Annotated in this window: 20 protein-coding genes; 6 read left to right on the top strand and 14 right to left on the bottom strand. The window is 70.8% G+C overall.

The window, feature by feature from the left end; all coding sequences use genetic code 11:
* Window position 1: 1 nt before the first annotated feature.
* Window positions 2-463, bottom strand: coding sequence for a hypothetical protein (locus FBY22_RS16210; protein WP_142146248.1), 462 nt, complete (start codon window positions 461-463; stop codon window positions 2-4).
* Between the two features lie 85 nt (window positions 464-548).
* Window positions 549-1,121, bottom strand: coding sequence for a DUF2231 domain-containing protein (locus FBY22_RS16215; protein ID WP_142146250.1), 573 nt, complete (start codon window positions 1,119-1,121; stop codon window positions 549-551).
* 120 nt (window positions 1,122-1,241) lie between these two features.
* Here FBY22_RS16215 and FBY22_RS16220 point away from each other — a divergent pair, with 120 nt between their 5' ends.
* Entirely contained in the window at window positions 1,242-1,991 is a 750-nt protein-coding gene (locus FBY22_RS16220) for a metalloregulator ArsR/SmtB family transcription factor (RefSeq protein WP_260844870.1), read from the top strand.
* 13 nt (window positions 1,992-2,004) lie between these two features.
* On the opposite strand, the gene FBY22_RS16225 is transcribed toward FBY22_RS16220, so the two are convergent.
* The 7 genes from FBY22_RS16225 to FBY22_RS16255 all read right to left on the bottom strand — a co-directional run bounded on the left by FBY22_RS16225 (window position 2,005) and on the right by FBY22_RS16255 (window position 7,291).
* Window positions 2,005-2,559 carry a hypothetical protein gene (locus tag FBY22_RS16225; RefSeq protein ID WP_142146252.1) on the bottom strand — a complete coding sequence of 185 codons (555 nt, stop codon included), beginning with the start codon at window positions 2,557-2,559 and terminating at the stop codon, window positions 2,005-2,007.
* Between the two features lie 455 nt (window positions 2,560-3,014).
* On the bottom strand, window positions 3,015-3,326 hold the full coding sequence (locus FBY22_RS16230; protein WP_142146254.1) for a hypothetical protein: 312 nt from the start codon (window positions 3,324-3,326) through the stop codon (window positions 3,015-3,017).
* Window positions 3,323-3,508: a hypothetical protein gene (locus FBY22_RS16235; RefSeq protein WP_142146255.1), complete on the bottom strand. Its 186-nt coding sequence runs from the start codon at window positions 3,506-3,508 to the stop codon at window positions 3,323-3,325. The genes FBY22_RS16230 and FBY22_RS16235 overlap by 4 nt, the downstream gene beginning before the upstream one ends.
* Before the next feature lie 110 nt (window positions 3,509-3,618).
* Window positions 3,619-4,887: a hypothetical protein gene (locus FBY22_RS16240; protein WP_142146257.1), complete on the bottom strand. Its 1,269-nt coding sequence runs from the start codon at window positions 4,885-4,887 to the stop codon at window positions 3,619-3,621.
* Window positions 4,884-6,104: a bifunctional glycosyltransferase family 2/GtrA family protein gene (locus FBY22_RS16245; protein WP_142147711.1), complete on the bottom strand. Its 1,221-nt coding sequence runs from the start codon at window positions 6,102-6,104 to the stop codon at window positions 4,884-4,886. The genes FBY22_RS16240 and FBY22_RS16245 overlap by 4 nt, the downstream gene beginning before the upstream one ends.
* A 151-nt stretch (window positions 6,105-6,255) precedes the next feature.
* Entirely contained in the window at window positions 6,256-6,774 is a 519-nt protein-coding gene (locus tag FBY22_RS16250) for a hypothetical protein (protein WP_142146259.1), read from the bottom strand.
* 10 nt (window positions 6,775-6,784) lie between these two features.
* The gene (locus tag FBY22_RS16255) at window positions 6,785-7,291 is read right to left on the bottom strand and encodes a SigE family RNA polymerase sigma factor (protein ID WP_142146261.1); all 507 of its coding nucleotides are present in this window, start codon (window positions 7,289-7,291) and stop codon (window positions 6,785-6,787) included.
* Window positions 7,292-7,522: 231 nt separating this feature from the next.
* On the opposite strand from FBY22_RS16255, the gene FBY22_RS16260 reads away from it, so the two are divergent.
* From FBY22_RS16260 to FBY22_RS16270, 3 genes are read left to right on the top strand one after another with little or no spacing between them, the layout of a single operon-like run.
* Window positions 7,523-8,869 carry an NAD(P)/FAD-dependent oxidoreductase gene (locus FBY22_RS16260; protein WP_174267159.1) on the top strand — a complete coding sequence of 449 codons (1,347 nt, stop codon included), beginning with the start codon at window positions 7,523-7,525 and terminating at the stop codon, window positions 8,867-8,869.
* On the top strand, window positions 8,866-9,744 hold the full coding sequence (locus FBY22_RS16265) for an SDR family oxidoreductase (RefSeq protein ID WP_142146263.1): 879 nt from the start codon (window positions 8,866-8,868) through the stop codon (window positions 9,742-9,744). Before FBY22_RS16260 ends, FBY22_RS16265 begins: the two co-directional genes overlap by 4 nt.
* Window positions 9,741-11,171 (top strand): aldehyde dehydrogenase family protein, encoded by a 1,431-nt coding sequence (locus tag FBY22_RS16270; RefSeq protein ID WP_174267160.1) that lies wholly within the window; start codon window positions 9,741-9,743, stop codon window positions 11,169-11,171. Before FBY22_RS16265 ends, FBY22_RS16270 begins: the two co-directional genes overlap by 4 nt.
* A 48-nt stretch (window positions 11,172-11,219) precedes the next feature.
* On the opposite strand, the gene FBY22_RS16275 is transcribed toward FBY22_RS16270, so the two are convergent.
* Window positions 11,220-12,278: an AraC family transcriptional regulator gene (locus FBY22_RS16275; RefSeq protein WP_142146267.1), complete on the bottom strand. Its 1,059-nt coding sequence runs from the start codon at window positions 12,276-12,278 to the stop codon at window positions 11,220-11,222.
* A 99-nt stretch (window positions 12,279-12,377) separates the two neighbouring features.
* Window positions 12,378-13,409, bottom strand: coding sequence for a saccharopine dehydrogenase NADP-binding domain-containing protein (locus FBY22_RS16280; RefSeq protein ID WP_142146269.1), 1,032 nt, complete (start codon window positions 13,407-13,409; stop codon window positions 12,378-12,380).
* A gap of 99 nt (window positions 13,410-13,508) precedes the next feature.
* On the opposite strand from FBY22_RS16280, the gene FBY22_RS16285 reads away from it, so the two are divergent.
* Window positions 13,509-14,468 (top strand): helix-turn-helix domain-containing protein, encoded by a 960-nt coding sequence (locus FBY22_RS16285; protein ID WP_142146271.1) that lies wholly within the window; start codon window positions 13,509-13,511, stop codon window positions 14,466-14,468.
* Between the two features lie 4 nt (window positions 14,469-14,472).
* On the opposite strand, the gene FBY22_RS16290 is transcribed toward FBY22_RS16285, so the two are convergent.
* The 3 genes from FBY22_RS16290 to FBY22_RS16300 are packed head-to-tail and all read right to left on the bottom strand — an operon-like array spanning window position 14,473 to window position 16,383.
* Window positions 14,473-14,682: a 4-oxalocrotonate tautomerase family protein gene (locus tag FBY22_RS16290; RefSeq protein WP_142146273.1), complete on the bottom strand. Its 210-nt coding sequence runs from the start codon at window positions 14,680-14,682 to the stop codon at window positions 14,473-14,475.
* Window positions 14,683-14,725: 43 nt separating this feature from the next.
* Window positions 14,726-15,631 (bottom strand): SDR family NAD(P)-dependent oxidoreductase, encoded by a 906-nt coding sequence (locus FBY22_RS16295; RefSeq protein ID WP_142146275.1) that lies wholly within the window; start codon window positions 15,629-15,631, stop codon window positions 14,726-14,728.
* Window positions 15,628-16,383: an SDR family oxidoreductase gene (locus FBY22_RS16300; RefSeq protein ID WP_142146277.1), complete on the bottom strand. Its 756-nt coding sequence runs from the start codon at window positions 16,381-16,383 to the stop codon at window positions 15,628-15,630. Before FBY22_RS16300 ends, FBY22_RS16295 begins: the two co-directional genes overlap by 4 nt.
* Window positions 16,384-16,462: 79 nt before the next feature.
* Here FBY22_RS16300 and FBY22_RS16305 point away from each other — a divergent pair, with 79 nt between their 5' ends.
* A complete protein-coding gene (locus FBY22_RS16305) occupies window positions 16,463-17,332 on the top strand; it encodes a helix-turn-helix transcriptional regulator (RefSeq protein ID WP_174267161.1) in 870 nt (289 codons plus the stop codon).
* Window positions 17,333-17,348: the final 16 nt, after the last annotated feature.

Here is a 17,348-nt window from a genome sequence, read left to right on the forward strand (position 1 = left end):
GTCAGCTGCCCCCGACACTCAGGGCGGACAGCAGGACGAGCAACACGGTCGCCACGGCGAACAGCCCGTGCGCGATGACCACGGCGACGGGGAAGTGCCGCTCAGCGGGAACGTCCTGTCCGGCTCCGGCTCCGGATGCGGCGCCTGCTCCTGCTCCTGCTCCCGCCGGGACGGTGGCGTGCGAGCGGTGGACCGGGATCCAGCGGGCCAGCATGACGAATCCGAGCAGCGCGACGGGTACCAGCAGGATGAAGGCGGTCCAGGCCAGAGCCTCCTTGTCGGCGACGACGTAGACGATCCATACGACCAGTCCGATCGCGGCGAGGGCGAAGTGGCCGAAGATCACCGGGACCGGGAGGTGGCTGCTGCCGCCGCGGGCACCGCCGCGTGAGAGCCAGGTGCCGAGCATGTAGAAGCCGCCGAGAGCGGTGATCACCCAGGTGACCAGTGCGGCGATGTCCATGAGAACTCCAGTTGGGGAAAGCGGCTGCCCAGGCCTATGCCGGACAGAGGGAGCCGATGCCGGACAGAAGGAAGAAACGGCCGGGTCAGCCGGTGCGACCCTGTGCACCTGGCTGTACGGGGGTGAGCTTCTCGGCGTGTGCGGGGGTGAACCCCTCGGCCTGGGTCGCCTCGTCGGCGACCCGGACGCCGTAGCGGTAGGACAACTTGCCGCCCAGCCATCCCGAGACGCCCAGTACGACGAAGGTGGCGGCATTGAGCGCCAGCTGCCCCGCCCCCACGCTGCCGGAGGGGCCTCCACCGGCGTGCCGCCACAGGAAATTGCCGAGGTAGGCGGCGGTCACCAGCAGGTTCAAGGTCATGTGGACCAGGCCCACCCGGAAAGCACGGGTACCGGTCGGGATGGCGAACAGATCCAGGAAGCCCACCGTGGCCGCCGCCAGGGCGCCGATGACGCCGAGGGCGATCAGCCACATCGCCCCCCGGGACAAGAACTCCGGCCCCTTCACGAGGTGGGAGGCGATGTCGAAGACCAGGGCGGCCGCCCAGGCTCCGATCGGCACGGTGACGAGGATCGGGTGGAACGGGTGCCCATAGGGGCCGGCAAGCGCGGCACTGACCGGCTGCTTGGCCTGATGCGGCTGATGAGGCGTGGTCATCGGGGCCACCTCCTTATTTCACCAACAAATCTTGGTCTTATTCCGGGAGGTGGTCAAGTCCTCCAGCTCAAGCACGCGCGATTCGCCCACGCCGAGGACAGTTGGCGTTACCGTGATGATGTGACCTCCGACATGACCCCGCCCACCTCTTCCGACGACGCCGCGATCGAATCCGTCAGCGCGCTCGGCGAGGGCACCCGGCGGCAGATGTTCGCCTTCATCCGCCGCGCCCGTCGCCCCGTCACACGCGACGAGGCGGCCGCCAGCGCCGGCATCTCCCGCAAACTCGCCGCGTTCCACCTCGACAAGCTCGTCGACGCCGGCCTGCTGCGCGCCCGCTACGCCTCTCCCACGGGCGTCCGCAAAGTGGGCAGGCAGCCCAAGGTGTACGAGCCCACCGACACGCCGATCCGCGTCAGCATCCCCGACCGCCGCCACGAGCTCCTGGCCGACCTGCTCGTCCAGGCAGTCGTGACCGAAGGCGAGCACGAGACCGCGGTCCAGGCGGCGATGCGCACGGCCGGACAACGGGGCCAACAACTCGGCGAGGAGGAACGCACTCAGACGCGCCCCGGCCGGCTCGGCGCCGAGCGGGGTCTGACCCTGTGTGAGCGCATGCTCGACCGGCACGGCTTCGAACCCTCACGCGAGGCCCCCGACCGGCTACGACTGCGCAACTGCCCCTTCCACCCCGTAGCCGCCCAGGCCCCCGACCTCGTCTGCGGCATGAACCACGCCTTCCTCACCGGCTATCTGCAAGGACTGCGCGCTCCGGCAGTCGAGGCGGTTCTGGCTCCGCGCCCGGGCGAATGCTGCGTCGAACTCCGTCACACGGCGGTACGCGACGAGACGGAGGGGGCGGCCCCGTGACGCCCCCGTGGGATCACGATCTGCGAGTGGTGGGTGGCTCGGCCCAACCGCTGGTGGTCACAACCTCCCGTGCGATGTCGACGACGCCCCGGCCGTCCGTCGCCACGCGCACGGTCGCTGCGTGGGCCCGCTGATCCAGGAGCCGCGCCTTGCGGACGCTTCCTTCCAGCTCCTGTTCCAGCTCCGAGCCGAGTTCTCGTCCCAACAGCCGCTCCCGGGCGGTGATGTCGGAGGCGGTCAGCAGGACGCGTGTGATCCTCACCCCGGCCCCCATGGCACGTTCGAACATGCCGGTCGCCTCGGGCAGCACGCTCACGGTGTTCGTGTAGATCAGGCGCCGGTAGCCGCGCCGGGCGAAGTTCGCCCACACGGCGGTCAGATTGCTCTCGGTGATCTCCGCGCGGTGAGGGTCCCCCTCCGGTGCGGGATGTACCTGACCCATGAAGTCACCATCGATGATCGCGTGAGCCACTGCCTGGGAGCGCAGCAGCGCCGAAACCTCCCACCCCACCGTCGTCTTGCCGACACCGGCACGTCCTCCGATGAGCAGTACCTCTGCGTGGTTCATGCGCAGAGCGTGCCAGCGGGCGCCCACGTCACGCGATCCGATATCGATTAGGCCGTCTGACCCCGGGTATGTCCCGCACCGGGAGGCGGGGACGAGCCGGTGCGGAGAGTCGTGCTGACCGCGATGTCGTATCACCGGTGCCGACGGCTGTGGGCGTGGCATCGTGGCCGGGTGACGCATGGGGAAGAACAGGAGTGGCTGGCGACTCAGCGTCCGTCGCGTGCGCGCGAGGTCCAGGCCGGGCGCCTGGCCTGGACGGAGATCGACCTGATCGACATCAGAAACTCACCGCGGCCTACCTCCGCGCGCAGCTCCAGTCCGGCGTCTCCCCGTGGCAGGCCGAGTGCGAGGCGCCGGCGTCCGACCTCGATGCGGTCGGGCGGGTCGAGTCCAAGTAAGACCCTGGGGCGGCGTGAAGTCAGCCGCCGTAGGCCCACCCGTGCGGTTCACACCTCTCAGAGGTCGAGTACCGCGCGGATCGCGTTGTCGACGAGCTCTTGCTGCTCCGCGCCGATGTTGCCGTGCAGCGTGCCGGTTTCGAAGCGGATGGCGGAGAGCTGGAGGAGGTTCACGGCGACGAGGGAGGCGTCGACCGGGGTGGTCAGGTGCACGCTCATCGCCGTGTCGGGGTGCTGCGCGGGGGCGTGGAGGACCAGGACGACGACGGCGTTGTAGGCCTCGGCGAGGCCGTCGAGGCTGACGACGAGGACGGTGCGGGTTCCCTTGCCGGTGTCGACGTCCCACACATCGCCCTTGCGGATGGTCACAGGGCGTCGCCCTCGCCGGTGAGGTCGAGGGGCGCGATGGAGGCGAGCTTGCGGGCCGCATCGAGCGTCATCTGACGGCGCACGGCGCGCAGGATGTAGTCGTTCAGTGAGGGTGCGTCGGCGGCCGCGTCGCGCAGCGGTTTGTCCATCGCGTCGGGGATGCGGAGGGTGATGGCAGTCATGACGCCAAATTTAGTGGCATCGATGCCGTCACGGAAGTCGTCGGGCCGGCACCTCGACGAAGCCGTCCCGACGGCGCCGCACAACCACACCCGCCCGCCTTGCGGGCCCGTCACGGAACCCCGAGCTCGAACAACGCGTATCCGGCGTACGAACCCGACGCCACCGCCACGACGGCCAGGAGTGCGCACAGCAGGGGCAGGCCGACCGTGCGCAGGCGTACGGCCAGCGGGATGAACAGGGGGAAGGCGGGGAGCAGATAGCGCGAGACGTTGCCGAAGATCTGCTGGCTGCCCAGGACCAGGACGAAGGTGAGGACGGTGTAGACGGTCAGCACGCCAGGTGGGCGGAGCCGGATCAGGAAGGGGATCAGCAGCAGGCCCGTCAGGACGACCAGCGCGCCGATGACGTCCTCGAACGGGCTCGGGAAGAGGTAGTCGGTGCGGCCCACGGCCAGGGAGGTGAAGACGTCGAGTGTCTGGCTGCCGTAGTCGAAGGTGTGGGCCCAGGCACCCTTCTGCAGTTTGAAGTAGCCGGTCAGGTCGCCCATTCGGTCACCGACCCAGAGGAGGTAGCCCATGAGTCCGAGGGGGGCGATGAGGATCGCGGTCATCGGGCGGGCGACGTCTTCCTGCCGGTGGTGCAGTGTTCGCAGTGCCGCGACGGTGAGGGCGGCTATGAGTGCGAGCGCGGTGGGGCGGGCCAGGCCTGCGGTGAAGGTGAGGACGCCCGCGGTCAGCCAGCGGTCGCTCATCACCGCGTGGCAGGCCCAGACGGCGAGGGCGACGTAGAGCGACTCGGAGTACCCGGACCACTCGGCGCCGGAACCGGGCCACACGGCCCACAGTCCGGCCGCGGCGAGGCCCGCGCGACGGCCGCCGAAGCGGGCGGTGACGGCGTAGACGCCGAGCGCGGCCACGAACGAGGCGAGGATCGAGACCAGCATTCCCCCGCCGTAGAGGCCAAGGCCCGTGCAGGAGGAGACGAGCCGCATGGTGCCCGGGTAGAGCGGGAAGAACGCCGCCGAGTTGCCTTCCAGGGTGATCAGACCCGAGGCCTCGGGGATCCGGACGAGGGCCGGGTCGTAGCCGTGTGCGGCGATCTGCTGGTACCACCAGCCGTCCCAACTGGCCAGGACGTCCCACGCGTGGGCGCCGCCGCCGAAGCGCGGGTTCTTCCTGCGGAAGTCTCCGTTGGAGTCCAGCAGGTGCATGAAGACGGCGAACCCGATGAACTTCAGGATGCCGTACATCGCCAGGACGGGTCCGTGGTAACGGAGTTGGCGCCACGCCGGGTGGAGCAGGGAGGCGACGCGGGTCCCGCCGGTGGGCGCGGGGGAGTGGGTGTCGGGGCGCGTGGCCGGGGTCAGCGTGTCGTTCATGCGGTCGCGGAGTCCGTCCCGTGCCGGCGGGCGCGGAACACCCAGGCGCGCAACAGCGCGAAGCGGACGAGGGTGGCTGCCAGGTTGGCGGCGACGAGCACCGCGATCTCCGCGGTCCGTGCCGCCGCGGGGAACAGGTGGTGCAGCGCGGCGAGTGATCCACTGGTGAGGGCCAGGCCGATGGCGAAGACCAGCAGGCCCTTGGCGTGGTGGCGCAGCGCGCCGCCGTGGCCTCGCAGCCCGAAGGTGAGCCGCCGGTTCGCCGCCGTGTTGGCCAGAGCGCAGACCAGTAGCGCGATCGCGTTGGCGGCCTGCGCCCCGGTGGCGGGGCGCAATGCCGCGTACAGCAGTACGTACCCGACGGTGCTGACGGCTCCCACCGCGCAGAACCGCAGCAGTTGGCCGGCCAGACCGCCCGACGGCCCGTCGTCGCCGCTGCGGCGCAGTGCGGCCGTCGGCAGCGCCCCGCGGGCCAGCGCCCGGCCGATCCGGGCGATGCCCCGCAGGTCGGCCAGGGCCGTGGACAGGACGTCGACCCTGCTGTCGGGATCGTCGACCCAGTCGACCGGCACTTCGTGGATGCGCAGTCCGGCCCGCTCCGCGATCACCAGAAGTTCCGTGTCGAAGAACCACCCGGTGTCCTGCACCAGGGGCAGCAGCCGTTCGGCGACATCCCGCCGCACCGCCTTGAAACCGCACTGCGCGTCGGAGAAGCCGACGGCGAGCGTGGAGCGCAACAGGGCGTTGTAGCAACGGGAGATGACCTCGCGACGGGGGCCGCGCACCACCCGGGCGCCGCGGGCCAGGCGGGTGCCGATGGCGATGTCGGAGTGCCCGGATATGAGGGGGGCGACCAACGGCAACAGCGCGGCGAGATCGGTCGACAGGTCCACGTCGACGTAGGCGAGCACCGGCGCCCGCGAGTTCGACCATGCGGCGTGCAGGGCGCGGCCGCGGCCCTTCTCCGACAGACGGAGCCACTGCGTCTGCGGCAGCGTGGCAGCGAGCCGGGCCGCGATCCGCGGGGTCTCGTCGGTGCTGGCGTTGTCCGCGATGGTGATGCGGAAGGGGTACGGGAAGGTGTCCCGTAGATGGGCGTGCAGCCGCCGTACGCTGCGCTCCACATCTGCCTGCTCGTTGAACACCGGCACGACCACGTCCAGGACGGGCTCGCGGTGGTGCGCCGACACCGGTGTGGGCTGCGGCAGTTGGTTCATCAGGTCTGTCACGGTCCGTCCAGATTCGAGTCGTGGCGGAAGGCATGCCGACGGCGGGCACGGCGGTTTCGCGGTGCTGGACTGTGCGGCGGGTGCGGCGGTGCTGTGCGATGCGGTGGGCGCGGTCAGTACGAGGGGGGAGTGGCTCCTGCTATCCGGGGCCGGCAGAGCCCGACGCCGAAGCCGGTGCCGTCGACGGTGCTGCCGGTGGGGTGGGCGTCGTCGTGCCCTTCGGCGGCGACGTCGTCGGCGCTGTCGGGGGTGGGGCGGAGGTGGAGTCGGATGCGGATGAACTCCCGGTCGGGGGCGGCGCCGTGGACGTCGACGGCGGGGGTCCGGTGACGCTGCTGGTGCTCTCCGGCGTCGTGGTGCTGGGGGGCTCCGTCGTGGGTGCCGAGGTCGGTGTCGTCGGCGCCGGGGACACCTCGCTCGTCGTCGGCCGCGGGCGCGGTGCCTGCGGCTTGTCCGCCCCCGGGTCGTGGGGCAGTACGAAGAGGCCGAGCCCGAGTCCCGCAACCGCGAGGACGGAACCCGCTGCCTTCTGTGCCATGCGGACCCGCTTACGGTTCTGTACCCCGGCCCGCAGGCGCGCCCGGTGTTCCTCCCCGAAGGGGGTGTACTCCTGGGTGTCGCGCATCATCCGCGTCAACTCCCGTTCGAAGTGCTCCATCGGTTCCCCTTCACCCCACCGGCTCGATGACGTCGAACAAGATGCGACGCAGCCGGGCCACGCCCCGCGAGGCATGGGACCGGGCGGTGCCCACCGGGCACCCCAGTACTTCGGCGACCTGCTTTTCGGAAAGGTCCTGGTAGTAGCGCAGTACCACCGCGGCCCGCTGCCGCGGCGGGAGTTGGGCCAGGGCCCACTCCAGCCGCGAACGCTCTGCGACGGCCGCGGACACGTCGCCCGCCGCGGGCAGGTCCGGCAACTGCTCGACCGGGCTCTCGCCCCACCAGCGTCGCCGTGCCGAGCGTGCCGCCGCGCGCGCCAGCACCTTGCGTACGTACGCCTCCGGGGCCTCCTCGGCGATCCGCGGCCAGACGAACCAGAGCTTGACCAGGGCTTCCTGCAGCAGGTCCTCGGCCCGGTGCCGATCGCCTCCCACGAGCAGACGGGAGAGGTGGAACAACGCCGACCAGCGAGTTGCCACGAACCCGTCGAACCCTTCGGCTCGACCCTGTTCCACACGCACCGTCCCCGTTTCGACCAGGCCCCTACATCTGTGGAAAGACATTGGACAGCACGCCACGATGCACCTGACCTGTGTGATCCCGGTCACCGCATCCGGGCCCCGGACAGCAGCGGCCTGTCGCTGGCCGCTGCGGTCCCCTCTGTGGCCGCAGGGGTCAGTTCCCGCCGATCGAGCGGTGCATAGGTTCCCCGCAACCCCTGCTGCATCGAAGAAGGGATCGGGACAGTGAGTGAGAACCAGCACGACACCTGTGTGATCGGTGCCGGACCCGCGGGACTGGCGGTCGCCAGGGCGCTGGCCGAGCGGGACCTGCCGTACACGCACATCGAACGCCACACCGGGCCGGGTGGGCTGTGGGACATCGACAACCCGGGCAGCCCGATGTACGAGTCGGCCCACTTCATCTCCAGCAAGTCGCTGTCCGGGTTCGGTGGCTATCCGATGCCGGACCACTTCGCCGACTACCCGCCGCACCGCCAGATCCTGTCGTACCTGACGTCGTTCGCCGATGCCTACGGGCTCACGGACCGGATCGACTTCGGCACCGAGGTCCGCAGCGTGGAGAAGAATCCGGACGGCACCTGGACGGTCATCCGGGCCGACGGCCGGGCCGGCACACACCGGCAGGTCGTGGTGTGCACGGGGTCGCAGTGGCACCCCAACGTCCCCGATCTTCCCGGCCACTTCACCGGCGAGATCCGGCACACGGTCACCTACCGCAGCAGCGCGGAACTGCAGGGAAAGCGTGTGCTGGTGGTGGGCGCGGGCAATTCCGGGCTGGACATCGCCTGCGATGCGGCGCGGTCCGCCGACCACGCGGCGATCAGCATGCGCCGGGGCTACTGGTTCATTCCCAAGCACCTGTTCGGCCGGCCGGTGGACACCATCGCCGCGGGCGGCCCCCACCTTCCGATGTGGTTGCAGCAGAAGCTGTTCGGCGGCCTGCTGCGGCTGGTCAACGGTGACCCGCGCAGGCTCGGTCTGCAAAAGCCGGACCACAAGCTGTTCGAGACCCACCCGGCCATCAACTCGCTGCTGATCCACCACCTCCAGCACGGGGACATCACCGCCCGGCCAGGCATTGCCCGCGCCGAGGGCCGGACGGTCCACTTCACCGACGGCACCAGCGACGACTTCGACCTGATCCTGCTGGCGACGGGATACGTCCACAAAGTCCCCGTCGCCCAGCGGTACTTCGGCGACGAACAGCACCCCGACCTCTACCTGTCCTCCTTCTCCCGCGACCACGAGGGCCTGTTCGGCGTCGGCTTCGTGGAGACCAACTCCGGCGCCTACCAACTCTTCGACAGCCAGGCCCAGTTGATCGCCTCCTTCATTCAGGACTCCAGGGCCGGGCTGCCGACCGCCGAACGGTTCGCCCGCCTGGTCCGCAGCGACCGGCCGGACCTGTCCGGCGGACTGAAGTTCGTCGACTCTCCTCGCCACATCGGCTACGTGCACAGCGACGCCTTCGTGAAGTACCTCGGCAAGGTCGCCGACGGGATGGGCTGGCGCACCGCGGGTCTGCCACCGCGGGCGACGTCCGTGCGGCAGGAGGCGGTGGCGTCATGACGTACGACTTCCGTGACAAGGTCATCCTGGTGACCGGCGGCGCCGGTGGTATCGGCAGCGCCCTGTGCCACCGTTTCGCGGCAGGCGGGGCACGCGTCCTCGTGGTCGACATCGACGAGGTGCGGGCCGAACGGACCGCCGCCGAACTGCCCGGGAGCGGGCACACCGGGGTGGGCTGCGATCTACTGGACGGCGCCGCCGTGCAGCGGATGCTCGACGGCGTCGCCGTCACCCACGGCCGTATCGACGTCCTGGTCAACAACGTGGGCATGACCAGCGCGGAGCGCTTCGACGTGCGCAGTGTCGAGAGCATCGAGCGGGAGATCGACGTCAACCTGGTCGCCCCGCTGGTCACCACCCGGATCGCCGTGCCGTTGCTACGGGCCTCCGGCGACCCGCGCGTGGTCACCACGGTGTCGCTGGGCGGGATCTTCCCGCTCGGTGAGACCCCGATCTACACCGCGTCGAAGTTCGGACTGCGCGGTGCCATGCTCGCCATCGGGCTCGATCTGAGGGACAAGGGCATCCAGGCGGGTTCGGTGCTGCCGTCGGCGACCGACACCCGCATGCTGCGGCAGGAGGCGGTCGACGGCGGGAACTCCATGCAGTTCCAGGACCCGCCGCAGCAACCGTCCGATGTCGTGCACGCCGTGGTGAGCCTGCTCGACAAGCCCCGCCTGGAGTCCTACGTCCGCTCCGGAGAGTCTCGACTGGTGCGGTTCGCGATGCTGGCACCGAACCTGCTGCCCAGACTCTTCCCGCTGTTCCGTAAACGAGGCGAGCGGGGCATGGCCCGCTATCTGGAGGATCTGCGTCGCAGGGGGCTGGCCCGCCAGCTCGGCGGCGGGCGATGGGAACTGGTGGAGGAAGCATGAGCCGGTCGGGCGACACCCGTGTCGAGGAGACGCTCGACGTCGTCAATCCCGCGACCGGGGAACTGATCACGACCCTGCCGGCGGCGAGCGAGCATGACGTCGTACGGGCGGCCGAGCGCGCCCAGGCCGTCTTCGCCGGCGGCGTGTGGGCCGGCCGGCCCCCGCGGGAGAGAGCCGCAGTCCTGCTGCGCCTGGCCGACCTCATGGGGCGCCACGCCGAGACATTGGCCCGGCTGGACTGCGAGGACGCGGGCAAGCCGATCACGGAGTGCCGTACGGGGGACGTGCCCGCAGCGATCGAGTCGATCCGGTGGTTCGCGGAGGCCGCCGACAAGGTCTTCGGCCGCGTCGCTCCCACCGGTCGCGACAGCCTGGGCCTGGTGAGCCGTGAGCCGGTCGGGGTCGCCGCCGCGATCCTGCCCTGGAACTACCCGCTCGCCATGGCCGCCTGGAGAGTCGGCCCCGCGCTCGCCGCCGGCAACTCGCTGCTGCTCAAGCCGGCCGAGGCCACCCCCCGCTCGACCCTGCACCTGGCCGCCCTGGCGACCGAGGCGGGACTGCCGGACGGCGTGCTCACGGTCCTGCCCGGCAGCGGAACCGTCACCGGTACGGCGCTGGCCCGCAACCCGCTGGTGCGCGCCCTGTCGTTCACGGGATCCACCGCCACCGGACGCCGCATCCTGACCGACGCGGCCGAGTCCAACTTCAAGCGGGTCTGCCTGGAGATGGGTGGCAAGAGCCCCCAGATCCTCACGCCGGACGCGCTCGCGTACGGCATCGAACTGATCGACCACATGATCGAGGCAGCGTTCCTGACCATGGGGCAGAACTGCACCGCCGGCTCCCGCGTCCTGGTCCACCGCAGCATCGCCGAGGAGGTACTGCACCAGTTCACCGCCGCCGCGGGGAAACTCACCGTCGGCGACCCCGCCGACGCGCGCACCCAGGTGGGGCCGCTCATCAGCCGTGCCGCCTTCGACCGGGTCGCCGCCGCGGTGGACGCGGCCCGCTCCGCCGGCGCCCACATCCACACCGGCGGTCTGCCGCACGGTCTGCCGCCGTACGGTGCCTACTACCCGCCCACCGTGATCAGCCGGGCCCCGGCGGGCAGCGACGTACTCACCAAGGAACTGTTCGGTCCAGTCGTCACCGTCCAGACTTTCACCACGGAGGACGAGGCGGTGCGGTTGGCGAACGACACCGAATACGGGCTCGCCGCCTCGGTGTGGACCCGCGACCTCGACGCCGCCTTCCGGCTCGCGCGAGCTGTCGAAGCCGGGGTGGTCTCCGTCAACGCCTACAGCGAAGGCGACATCACGACTCCCTTCGGAGGGTGGAAACAGTCGGGATTCGGAGGAGCGGAGAAGTCCACCGACGCCTTCGCGCAGTGGACCAGAGAGAAAACCGTCTGGATCCGCACGCGTTGACGCCGCGGCACGGCGGCGATGTCGGTCCGTACGACACCGGCGCGCGCCTCACCGGTCGGCGGTGTCCGCGCGCAGCCGGGCCGGGGTCACCCCGTGCCAGCGGTGCACCGCCCGTCGCAGCGCGCGGACGTCGGAGAAGCCCGCCTGCCGGGCGATGTCCCGCAGGGTCAGCTCCGGCCGGCGCAGCAACTGCTCGACCCGTTCGCGGCGCACTCCGTCGACGACCGCCTCGTACGTCGTGCCGCATTCGACCAGCCGACGGCGCAGCGTGCGCTCGCTCAAGGCGTGCCGTCGGGCCTGCTCGACGATGGACGGCACCTCGGGCAGGCCCTGGGCGATCGAGATCTCCAGCCCCTCCAGCAGGTCCTGCCGGTCCCGCGTCGACGCCACCTGCTCCTCGAGAATCTCCACGACGGCGGTGTGGGTGACCGGGTCGCGGCCCGGCATCGGACGCCCTGCCCACGACGTGGCGAACACCAGGCGGTTCGATTCGGCGCCGAAGCGCACCGGGCAGCGGAACAACTCCGTGAACGGCCCGGTGTCGCGAGGGGAGGGATAGGCGAAGTCGACGACCCGCGGCGCGAACTCCGGCCCGAAACTCAGCCGTGTGAGGGTAACGACGCTGGCGAACGCCTCCTCCGCCAGGAAGACCGCGACCGGTGGATCGAGGGCCGGATCGGGCAGTTCGGTGCGCAACACGTAGCCGGCTTCCTCCGGCCGGGCCGACCAGACCACCATCGCCCCGGACAGGTTCTGGAAGCGCACGCCGGTCTCGATTGCCTCCCGCAGCGTGGGGGCCGCCATCTGGGCGAACCCGAGAAGCCCCCAGGAGGTCAGGTGCTGAGCGGCGCCCACCCGCAGGCCCAGGTGGGCGTCACCGGTCAGCTCCAGCGCACGCCGGATGACGGCACTGCCCTGGCGGTAGGAGACCCGCAGCGCCGCCGAGCGCATCATCGCCTCGTCCAGCCCGACCCGGTTCAGTTCGGGCCGGAGATCGACCCCGTACGCGTCGGTGACCGGACTCAGGCAGCGCAGGATGTTCGGAGCGATGGTCGCCGACGTGCTTCGGCTGGTTCCCGGCTGCATCGGGGCGGGGCTGTCGGGCATGGCGTTCCTCGTGGCCGGGTGGTCCTCGCGCCCACAGTAGAAGGAGTGTCGTGGACGCCGCCGCCCGGTTCTTGGTGGAACTCAGTGCGCGCCCGCGCTCTATGGACGCAGGTCCAGGACGATGTGCGGGGACAGCGCGCGGAGGAAGCCGGGCGCGTCGAAGATCTCGCCGGCCGAGGCGACGCCGACCGTCCTGATCCGTTCCGTGAGGATGCGGTCGACCGCTTCCACCGCGAGCGGCGCGGTGACCGCGTAGATGTCCTGGCCCCTTGCCACGGCTCGCCGCTCGACGCCGCCGGAGCGGACGACGACGTCGACGACGAACGTCTGCGCGGACCGGCCGCGTTCGTCGACCGCGGTCGGCGCCGGTGTGTCCGGGGCGGCCAGATCACCGGCCGCCTCGGTGCTCATGTAGGTGCGGACCTCGGGGACGGCCAAGTGGCTGGGGACGGTGACGACGTCGGCCATCGTGAACTCCCCGATGACGGTCCGTGGGCCCATCGGGTCGGGGAACGGCCACGTCAGGGTGGGCAGGGGATCGTCGTGGTACTCCAGCCGCCCCTTCGTGTACCGCACCCGCCGCCCGTTGCGCCGCTCCCCGGAGACCTTGCCCGCGGCGCGGGTGCCGTCCGTGGGGTGCCAGCCGCTCAGTCCGTAGGCGACGTGCACCTCGTCGGCCGCGGTCCAGTCGTCCATCGCGGCGGTGGCGAGGAGGTCGCCGAGACCGCCGTAGAAGGCCATCGCGGGGACGACCGCCACGTCCGCGGCCCGAGCGCGGTCCGCGAAGCGCGCGAACGTGTCGGCGTTGGCCTCGATCTCGGCCGCCACGTCCACGTAGGGGATCTTGGCGCGCAGGGCCGCGTCGATCACGGGGCCGGCGGTCGTGGCGAAGGGACCGGCGCAGTTGACCACGGCGGCCGCATCGGCCAGTGCGCGGTCGAGGGAGGCCGGATCATCGACCGATGCCGTACGGGGCTCGGGTCCGGGCCGTGACGCCGCCAGCTCCGTCAGCTTTCCGGTGTCGCGGCCGCAGAGCACCGGTACGAATCCGCGCTCTTGCAGGTGTGCGACCACGAACCGCCCCGTGTGGCCGTACGCGCCGTACACCGCCACCAGCTGCCCTGATCCCATGGCCTGCCCCCGCTCTCGAACGATCGACAGCGGCCATCCTCACGGGGCGGACACCCCACCACCAGTGTCCGAAACGACATGCCCCGTACAATTACGGACATGAGCTCTGTCTCGCTGGCGGTCACCGACGGCATGCTGCACTTCGAGCTGTCCTTGGCGTACGAGATCTTCGGCACCGCCCCGGCTGGAGTGGCCGGCCCCTGGTACGACCTCGACGTCTGCGGACCGGACGCCATACGGTTCGGCCCGTTCCGGCTGGAGCCCGACCACGGACTCGACCGGCTCCGCAGCGCCGACACCGTGATCGTCCCCGGCTGGGCCGACATCGACGCGGACCCGCCCGCCGACCTGGTGGACGCCGTGCGCGCGGCCCACGAGGCGGGGGCGCGCGTGGCCTCCCTGTGCACGGGCGTCTTCGTGCTGGCCGCGGCGGGCCTGCTGGACGGCAAGCGGGCCACCACGCACTGGGCGCACACCGAGGCCCTGGCCGCCCGCTGTCCCGCGGTGGAGGTCGACCCGGACGTGCTGTACGTGGACAACGGCAGCGTGCTCACCTCCGCGGGCAAGGCCGCCGCCCTCGACCTGTGCCTGCACATCATCCGTCTCGATCACGGCTCGTCCGTCGCCAACGCCGCCGCCCGCCGACTGGTCGTACCGCCCCACCGCGCCGGCGGCCAGGCCCAGTTCGTTACCACGCCGGTGGCCGCCCGGGACGACCACCCGTTCGCCGCCCTGCTCCCGTGGGCCCTGGAGCGCCTCGACCAGCCGCTGACGGTGGAGGACCTGGCGCGCCGGGCGCGGATGAGCTCGCGCAACCTGGGCCGCCACTTCCGTGCGGCGACCGGCACCACCCCGTTGCAGTGGCTGCTGACCCAACGGATCCGCCGCGCCCAGGAGTTGCTCGAGAAGACCGACGACACGATCGACAGCATCGCGGAGGCCACGGGCATGGGCACCGCGACGACCCTGCGCCGTCACTTCAACCGAACGGTCGGCGTGCCCCCGGACACCTACCGCCGCACCTTCCGCGCACGGACGGGAGTCCCACCTGCACGGTGAGGGGTCAGGCGTCGCCGTTGAGCATGGCAGCGGTCAGGACGGTGCCGCCGAACCCCCAACCACCGTCGACGACTTCGTCGATCAGTACGACGGTGTTGGGACGGGCCCGCTCACCGTAGATCTCCGCGTACAGGTCGGTGGTGCGCTCGACGATCTTCTTCTTGTCCTCGGCGCTGATGGTGCCCGCGGGAACCTTGAAGTTGGCGAAAGGCATGAGTGTTTCTCCTTGAACGGGTTTTCCTGTTGGGGGGTGCTGGTCAGAGGCCGGCGTGAGGGGTGAGCAGTGCGTCGATGCCGACGCGGCGGAAGAACTCCGCGCGGATCCGGTCGTACACGGTCGACACCACTTCGCTGCCGTCGCGGCTGGGATCGATGTGGGTGCGGAAGGGGCGTTCGCCGTGCGGCAGACCGATGATTCGGACGATCTCGTCGGCCACCTCCCCGACCTCCCGTCCGGCGGGGAAGATCTCGCTCAGGGTCTCGGCCATGGTGTCCCTGAGCCGGCCGTACAGCTCGTCGTACTCCGCGGCTCGCCCGGGGTCGGCGGGGGTGCCGGCGTGGGCGAAGTGGTTGGTGCCGCTCGGGTAGGCGCCGGGAATGACGAGGGTGGTCTCGATGCCGAACTTGATCAGTTCGGCGGCGTAGCTCTCGGCGAGGGCGTCCATGGCTGCCTTGGCGGCGAAGTAGGGCGCCAGGAAGGGAGGGTGTCCGCCACGGGTCGAGGAGGAACCGACCCACACGAGCAGGCCCCGCTGCCGGCGGCGCATGATCGGCAGCACCGTGCGGTTCACGCGCTGCGTGGACAGCACGTTGATGTCGTAGACCTCGGCGAGCTGGTCGGGAGTGAACGCTTCGGCCGGCCCGAGGACCATGTGGCCCGCGTTGTGGACCACCACGTCGATACGTCCCTGCTCGGTCATGACGTGGTCGATGGCGGCGTCCACCGAGTCCTGTTCCTGGACGTCCATCTCCACGGCGGCCATCTGTACGCCGCGGTCCTTCGCGAACCGGGCGAGCGCGGCGACGGCGGGTTCGTTGCGGTCCGTGGTGGCGCGCATGCCCGCGTACACGATGTGGCCGGCCTCGGCCAGGGCGCGTGCGGTGAGGTTTCCGAAGCCACTGGACGCACCGGTGACGATCACGACGTCGGGTTGGTTCGTCACACCATGCCTCCGTTGGCGCGCAGGATCTGGCCGTTCACCCAGTGCCCTGCCGGGCTGGTGAGGAAGGCGACCACCTGGGCGATGTCCTGCGGGGTGCCCAGCCGTTCCAGTGGCGGGGCCTTGGCGAGCCGGTCGATCTGCTCGGGCGCCTTGCCTTCGAGGAACAGATCGGTGGCCGTGGGGCCCGGGGCGACGGTGTTCACGGTGACGTCCCGTCCGCGCAGCTCGCGGGCGAGGATCATGGTCATCGACTCGACGGCGCCCTTGCTGGCCGCGTACGCGCCGTAGGTCGGGAACTGCGTGCCCACCACGGATGTCGAGAACCCCACGAACGAACCGCCCGCGCGCAGTCGCCGGGCGGCCTGCCGCGCCATGACGAAGGTGCCGCGGATGTTGGTGCGGTGCATGGCGTCGAGCGCCGCGAGGTCGAGGTCGGCTATGGGCGCGAGGGTCATCCGGCCGGCCGAGTTCACCACGACGTCAACGCCGCCGAACTCCTCCTGCGTCCGGTCGAACAGCGCGTCGACCTCCTTCTCGTCCGCCACGTCCGCCCGTACGGCGATCGCCCGGCCGCCGGCGGCGGTGATCGCCGCCACCGTCTCCTCGGCGGAGGCGTCGTCCCGGGCGTAGTTGACTACGACGGCCAGGCCGTCCTGTGCGAGCCGGCGGGAGACCGCACGGCCGATGCCGCGCGATCCGCCGGTGACGACGGCGACCCGATCGGCCGCCGGCGTGCTGTGGTTCTTGGTCATGTCCTCCACGATGCGCGGCCCTGGCAGGCGGAACCAGGGGATGACATCCCCTGGTTCCGCCGCTCCGGCCGGACGCACAATGGCAGGCATGGGTTCTGGGAAATACACCGAGCTGGGGGTCTTCCTGCGTTCCCGGCGTGAGCGCATCCGTCCGGCCGACGTGGGACTGCCGTCCGGCCCCCGGCGCCGGGTGCCCGGACTGCGCCGCGACGAGGTCGCGCAGCTCGCCGGAGCTTCGGTGGACTACTACAACGAGCTCGAACGCGGAGCCGGGTCCCAGCCCTCCGAGCAGATGGTCGCCGCGCTGGCCAGGGCACTGCGCCTGACCGCCGACGAGCGCGACTACCTCTACCACCTGGCGGACCGCCCGGTGCCCGCGCACGGCTCGGCCGCCTCGCACGTCCACCCCGGCATGCTCGACCTGCTCACTCGCCTGACGACGACACCCGCACAGGTCATCACCGACCTGCACGTCACTCTCGTCCAGAACCCGCTCGCGGTGGCGCTGCTCGGGGACCACTCCGGCTTCCGGGGCTCCCGGGCCAGCTTCGTGCACCGATGGTTCACCGACCCCGCCGCTCGCCGCCTGTATCCCGAGGCCGACCACGGCGAGCAGTCCCGCGCCTTCGTCGCCGACCTGCGCGCGGCCGCCGCCCGACGGGACAGCAAAGACACCGAAGCCGGCTCGATGATCAGCTCGCTGCTCGGCACCTCCCCCGAGTTCGCCGCCCTGTGGGCCGACCACGACGTCGCGTTCCGGCGCAATGACCGAAAGCGGCTCAACCACCCCACACTCGGCCTGATCGAGGTCAACTGCCTCAGCCTGTTCAGCGAAGACGGCCGGCAGCGGCTGCTCTGGTTCACCCCTGCGGTCGGCACCGACAGCGCCGATGCCCTGGACCTCCTCGCCGTCATCGGCACCCAGCAGATCAGCGAACCGACCCCCTGAAGTGCCGCACATGGTT

Origin of the sequence: Streptomyces sp. SLBN-31, from assembly GCF_006715395.1 — a bacterium.
Lineage (GTDB): Bacteria > Actinomycetota > Actinomycetes > Streptomycetales > Streptomycetaceae > Streptomyces.

Excerpts from the sequence above, each read along its gene's own strand:
- FBY22_RS16215 (WP_142146250.1), bottom strand. The coding sequence starts at position 1,121 with ATGACCACGCCTCATCAGCCGCATCAGGCCAAGCAGCCGGTCAGTGCC.
- FBY22_RS16245 (WP_142147711.1), bottom strand. The coding sequence starts at position 6,104 with ATGAACCAACTGCCGCAGCCCACACCGGTGTCGGCGCACCACCGCGAG.
- FBY22_RS16240 (WP_142146257.1), bottom strand. The coding sequence starts at position 4,887 with ATGAACGACACGCTGACCCCGGCCACGCGCCCCGACACCCACTCCCCC.
- FBY22_RS16300 (WP_142146277.1), bottom strand. The coding sequence starts at position 16,383 with ATGACCAAGAACCACAGCACGCCGGCGGCCGATCGGGTCGCCGTCGTC.
- FBY22_RS16265 (WP_142146263.1), top strand. The coding sequence starts at position 8,866 with ATGACGTACGACTTCCGTGACAAGGTCATCCTGGTGACCGGCGGCGCC.
- FBY22_RS16285 (WP_142146271.1), top strand. The coding sequence starts at position 13,509 with ATGAGCTCTGTCTCGCTGGCGGTCACCGACGGCATGCTGCACTTCGAG.
- FBY22_RS16290 (WP_142146273.1), bottom strand. The coding sequence starts at position 14,682 with ATGCCTTTCGCCAACTTCAAGGTTCCCGCGGGCACCATCAGCGCCGAG.
- FBY22_RS16270 (WP_174267160.1), top strand. The coding sequence starts at position 9,741 with ATGAGCCGGTCGGGCGACACCCGTGTCGAGGAGACGCTCGACGTCGTC.
- FBY22_RS16275 (WP_142146267.1), bottom strand. The coding sequence starts at position 12,278 with ATGCCCGACAGCCCCGCCCCGATGCAGCCGGGAACCAGCCGAAGCACG.
- FBY22_RS16280 (WP_142146269.1), bottom strand. The coding sequence starts at position 13,409 with ATGGGATCAGGGCAGCTGGTGGCGGTGTACGGCGCGTACGGCCACACG.
- FBY22_RS16210 (WP_142146248.1), bottom strand. The coding sequence starts at position 463 with ATGGACATCGCCGCACTGGTCACCTGGGTGATCACCGCTCTCGGCGGC.
- FBY22_RS16235 (WP_142146255.1), bottom strand. The coding sequence starts at position 3,508 with ATGACTGCCATCACCCTCCGCATCCCCGACGCGATGGACAAACCGCTG.
- FBY22_RS16225 (WP_142146252.1), bottom strand. The coding sequence starts at position 2,559 with ATGAACCACGCAGAGGTACTGCTCATCGGAGGACGTGCCGGTGTCGGC.
- FBY22_RS16305 (WP_174267161.1), top strand. The coding sequence starts at position 16,463 with ATGGCAGGCATGGGTTCTGGGAAATACACCGAGCTGGGGGTCTTCCTG.
- FBY22_RS16250 (WP_142146259.1), bottom strand. The coding sequence starts at position 6,774 with ATGGAGCACTTCGAACGGGAGTTGACGCGGATGATGCGCGACACCCAG.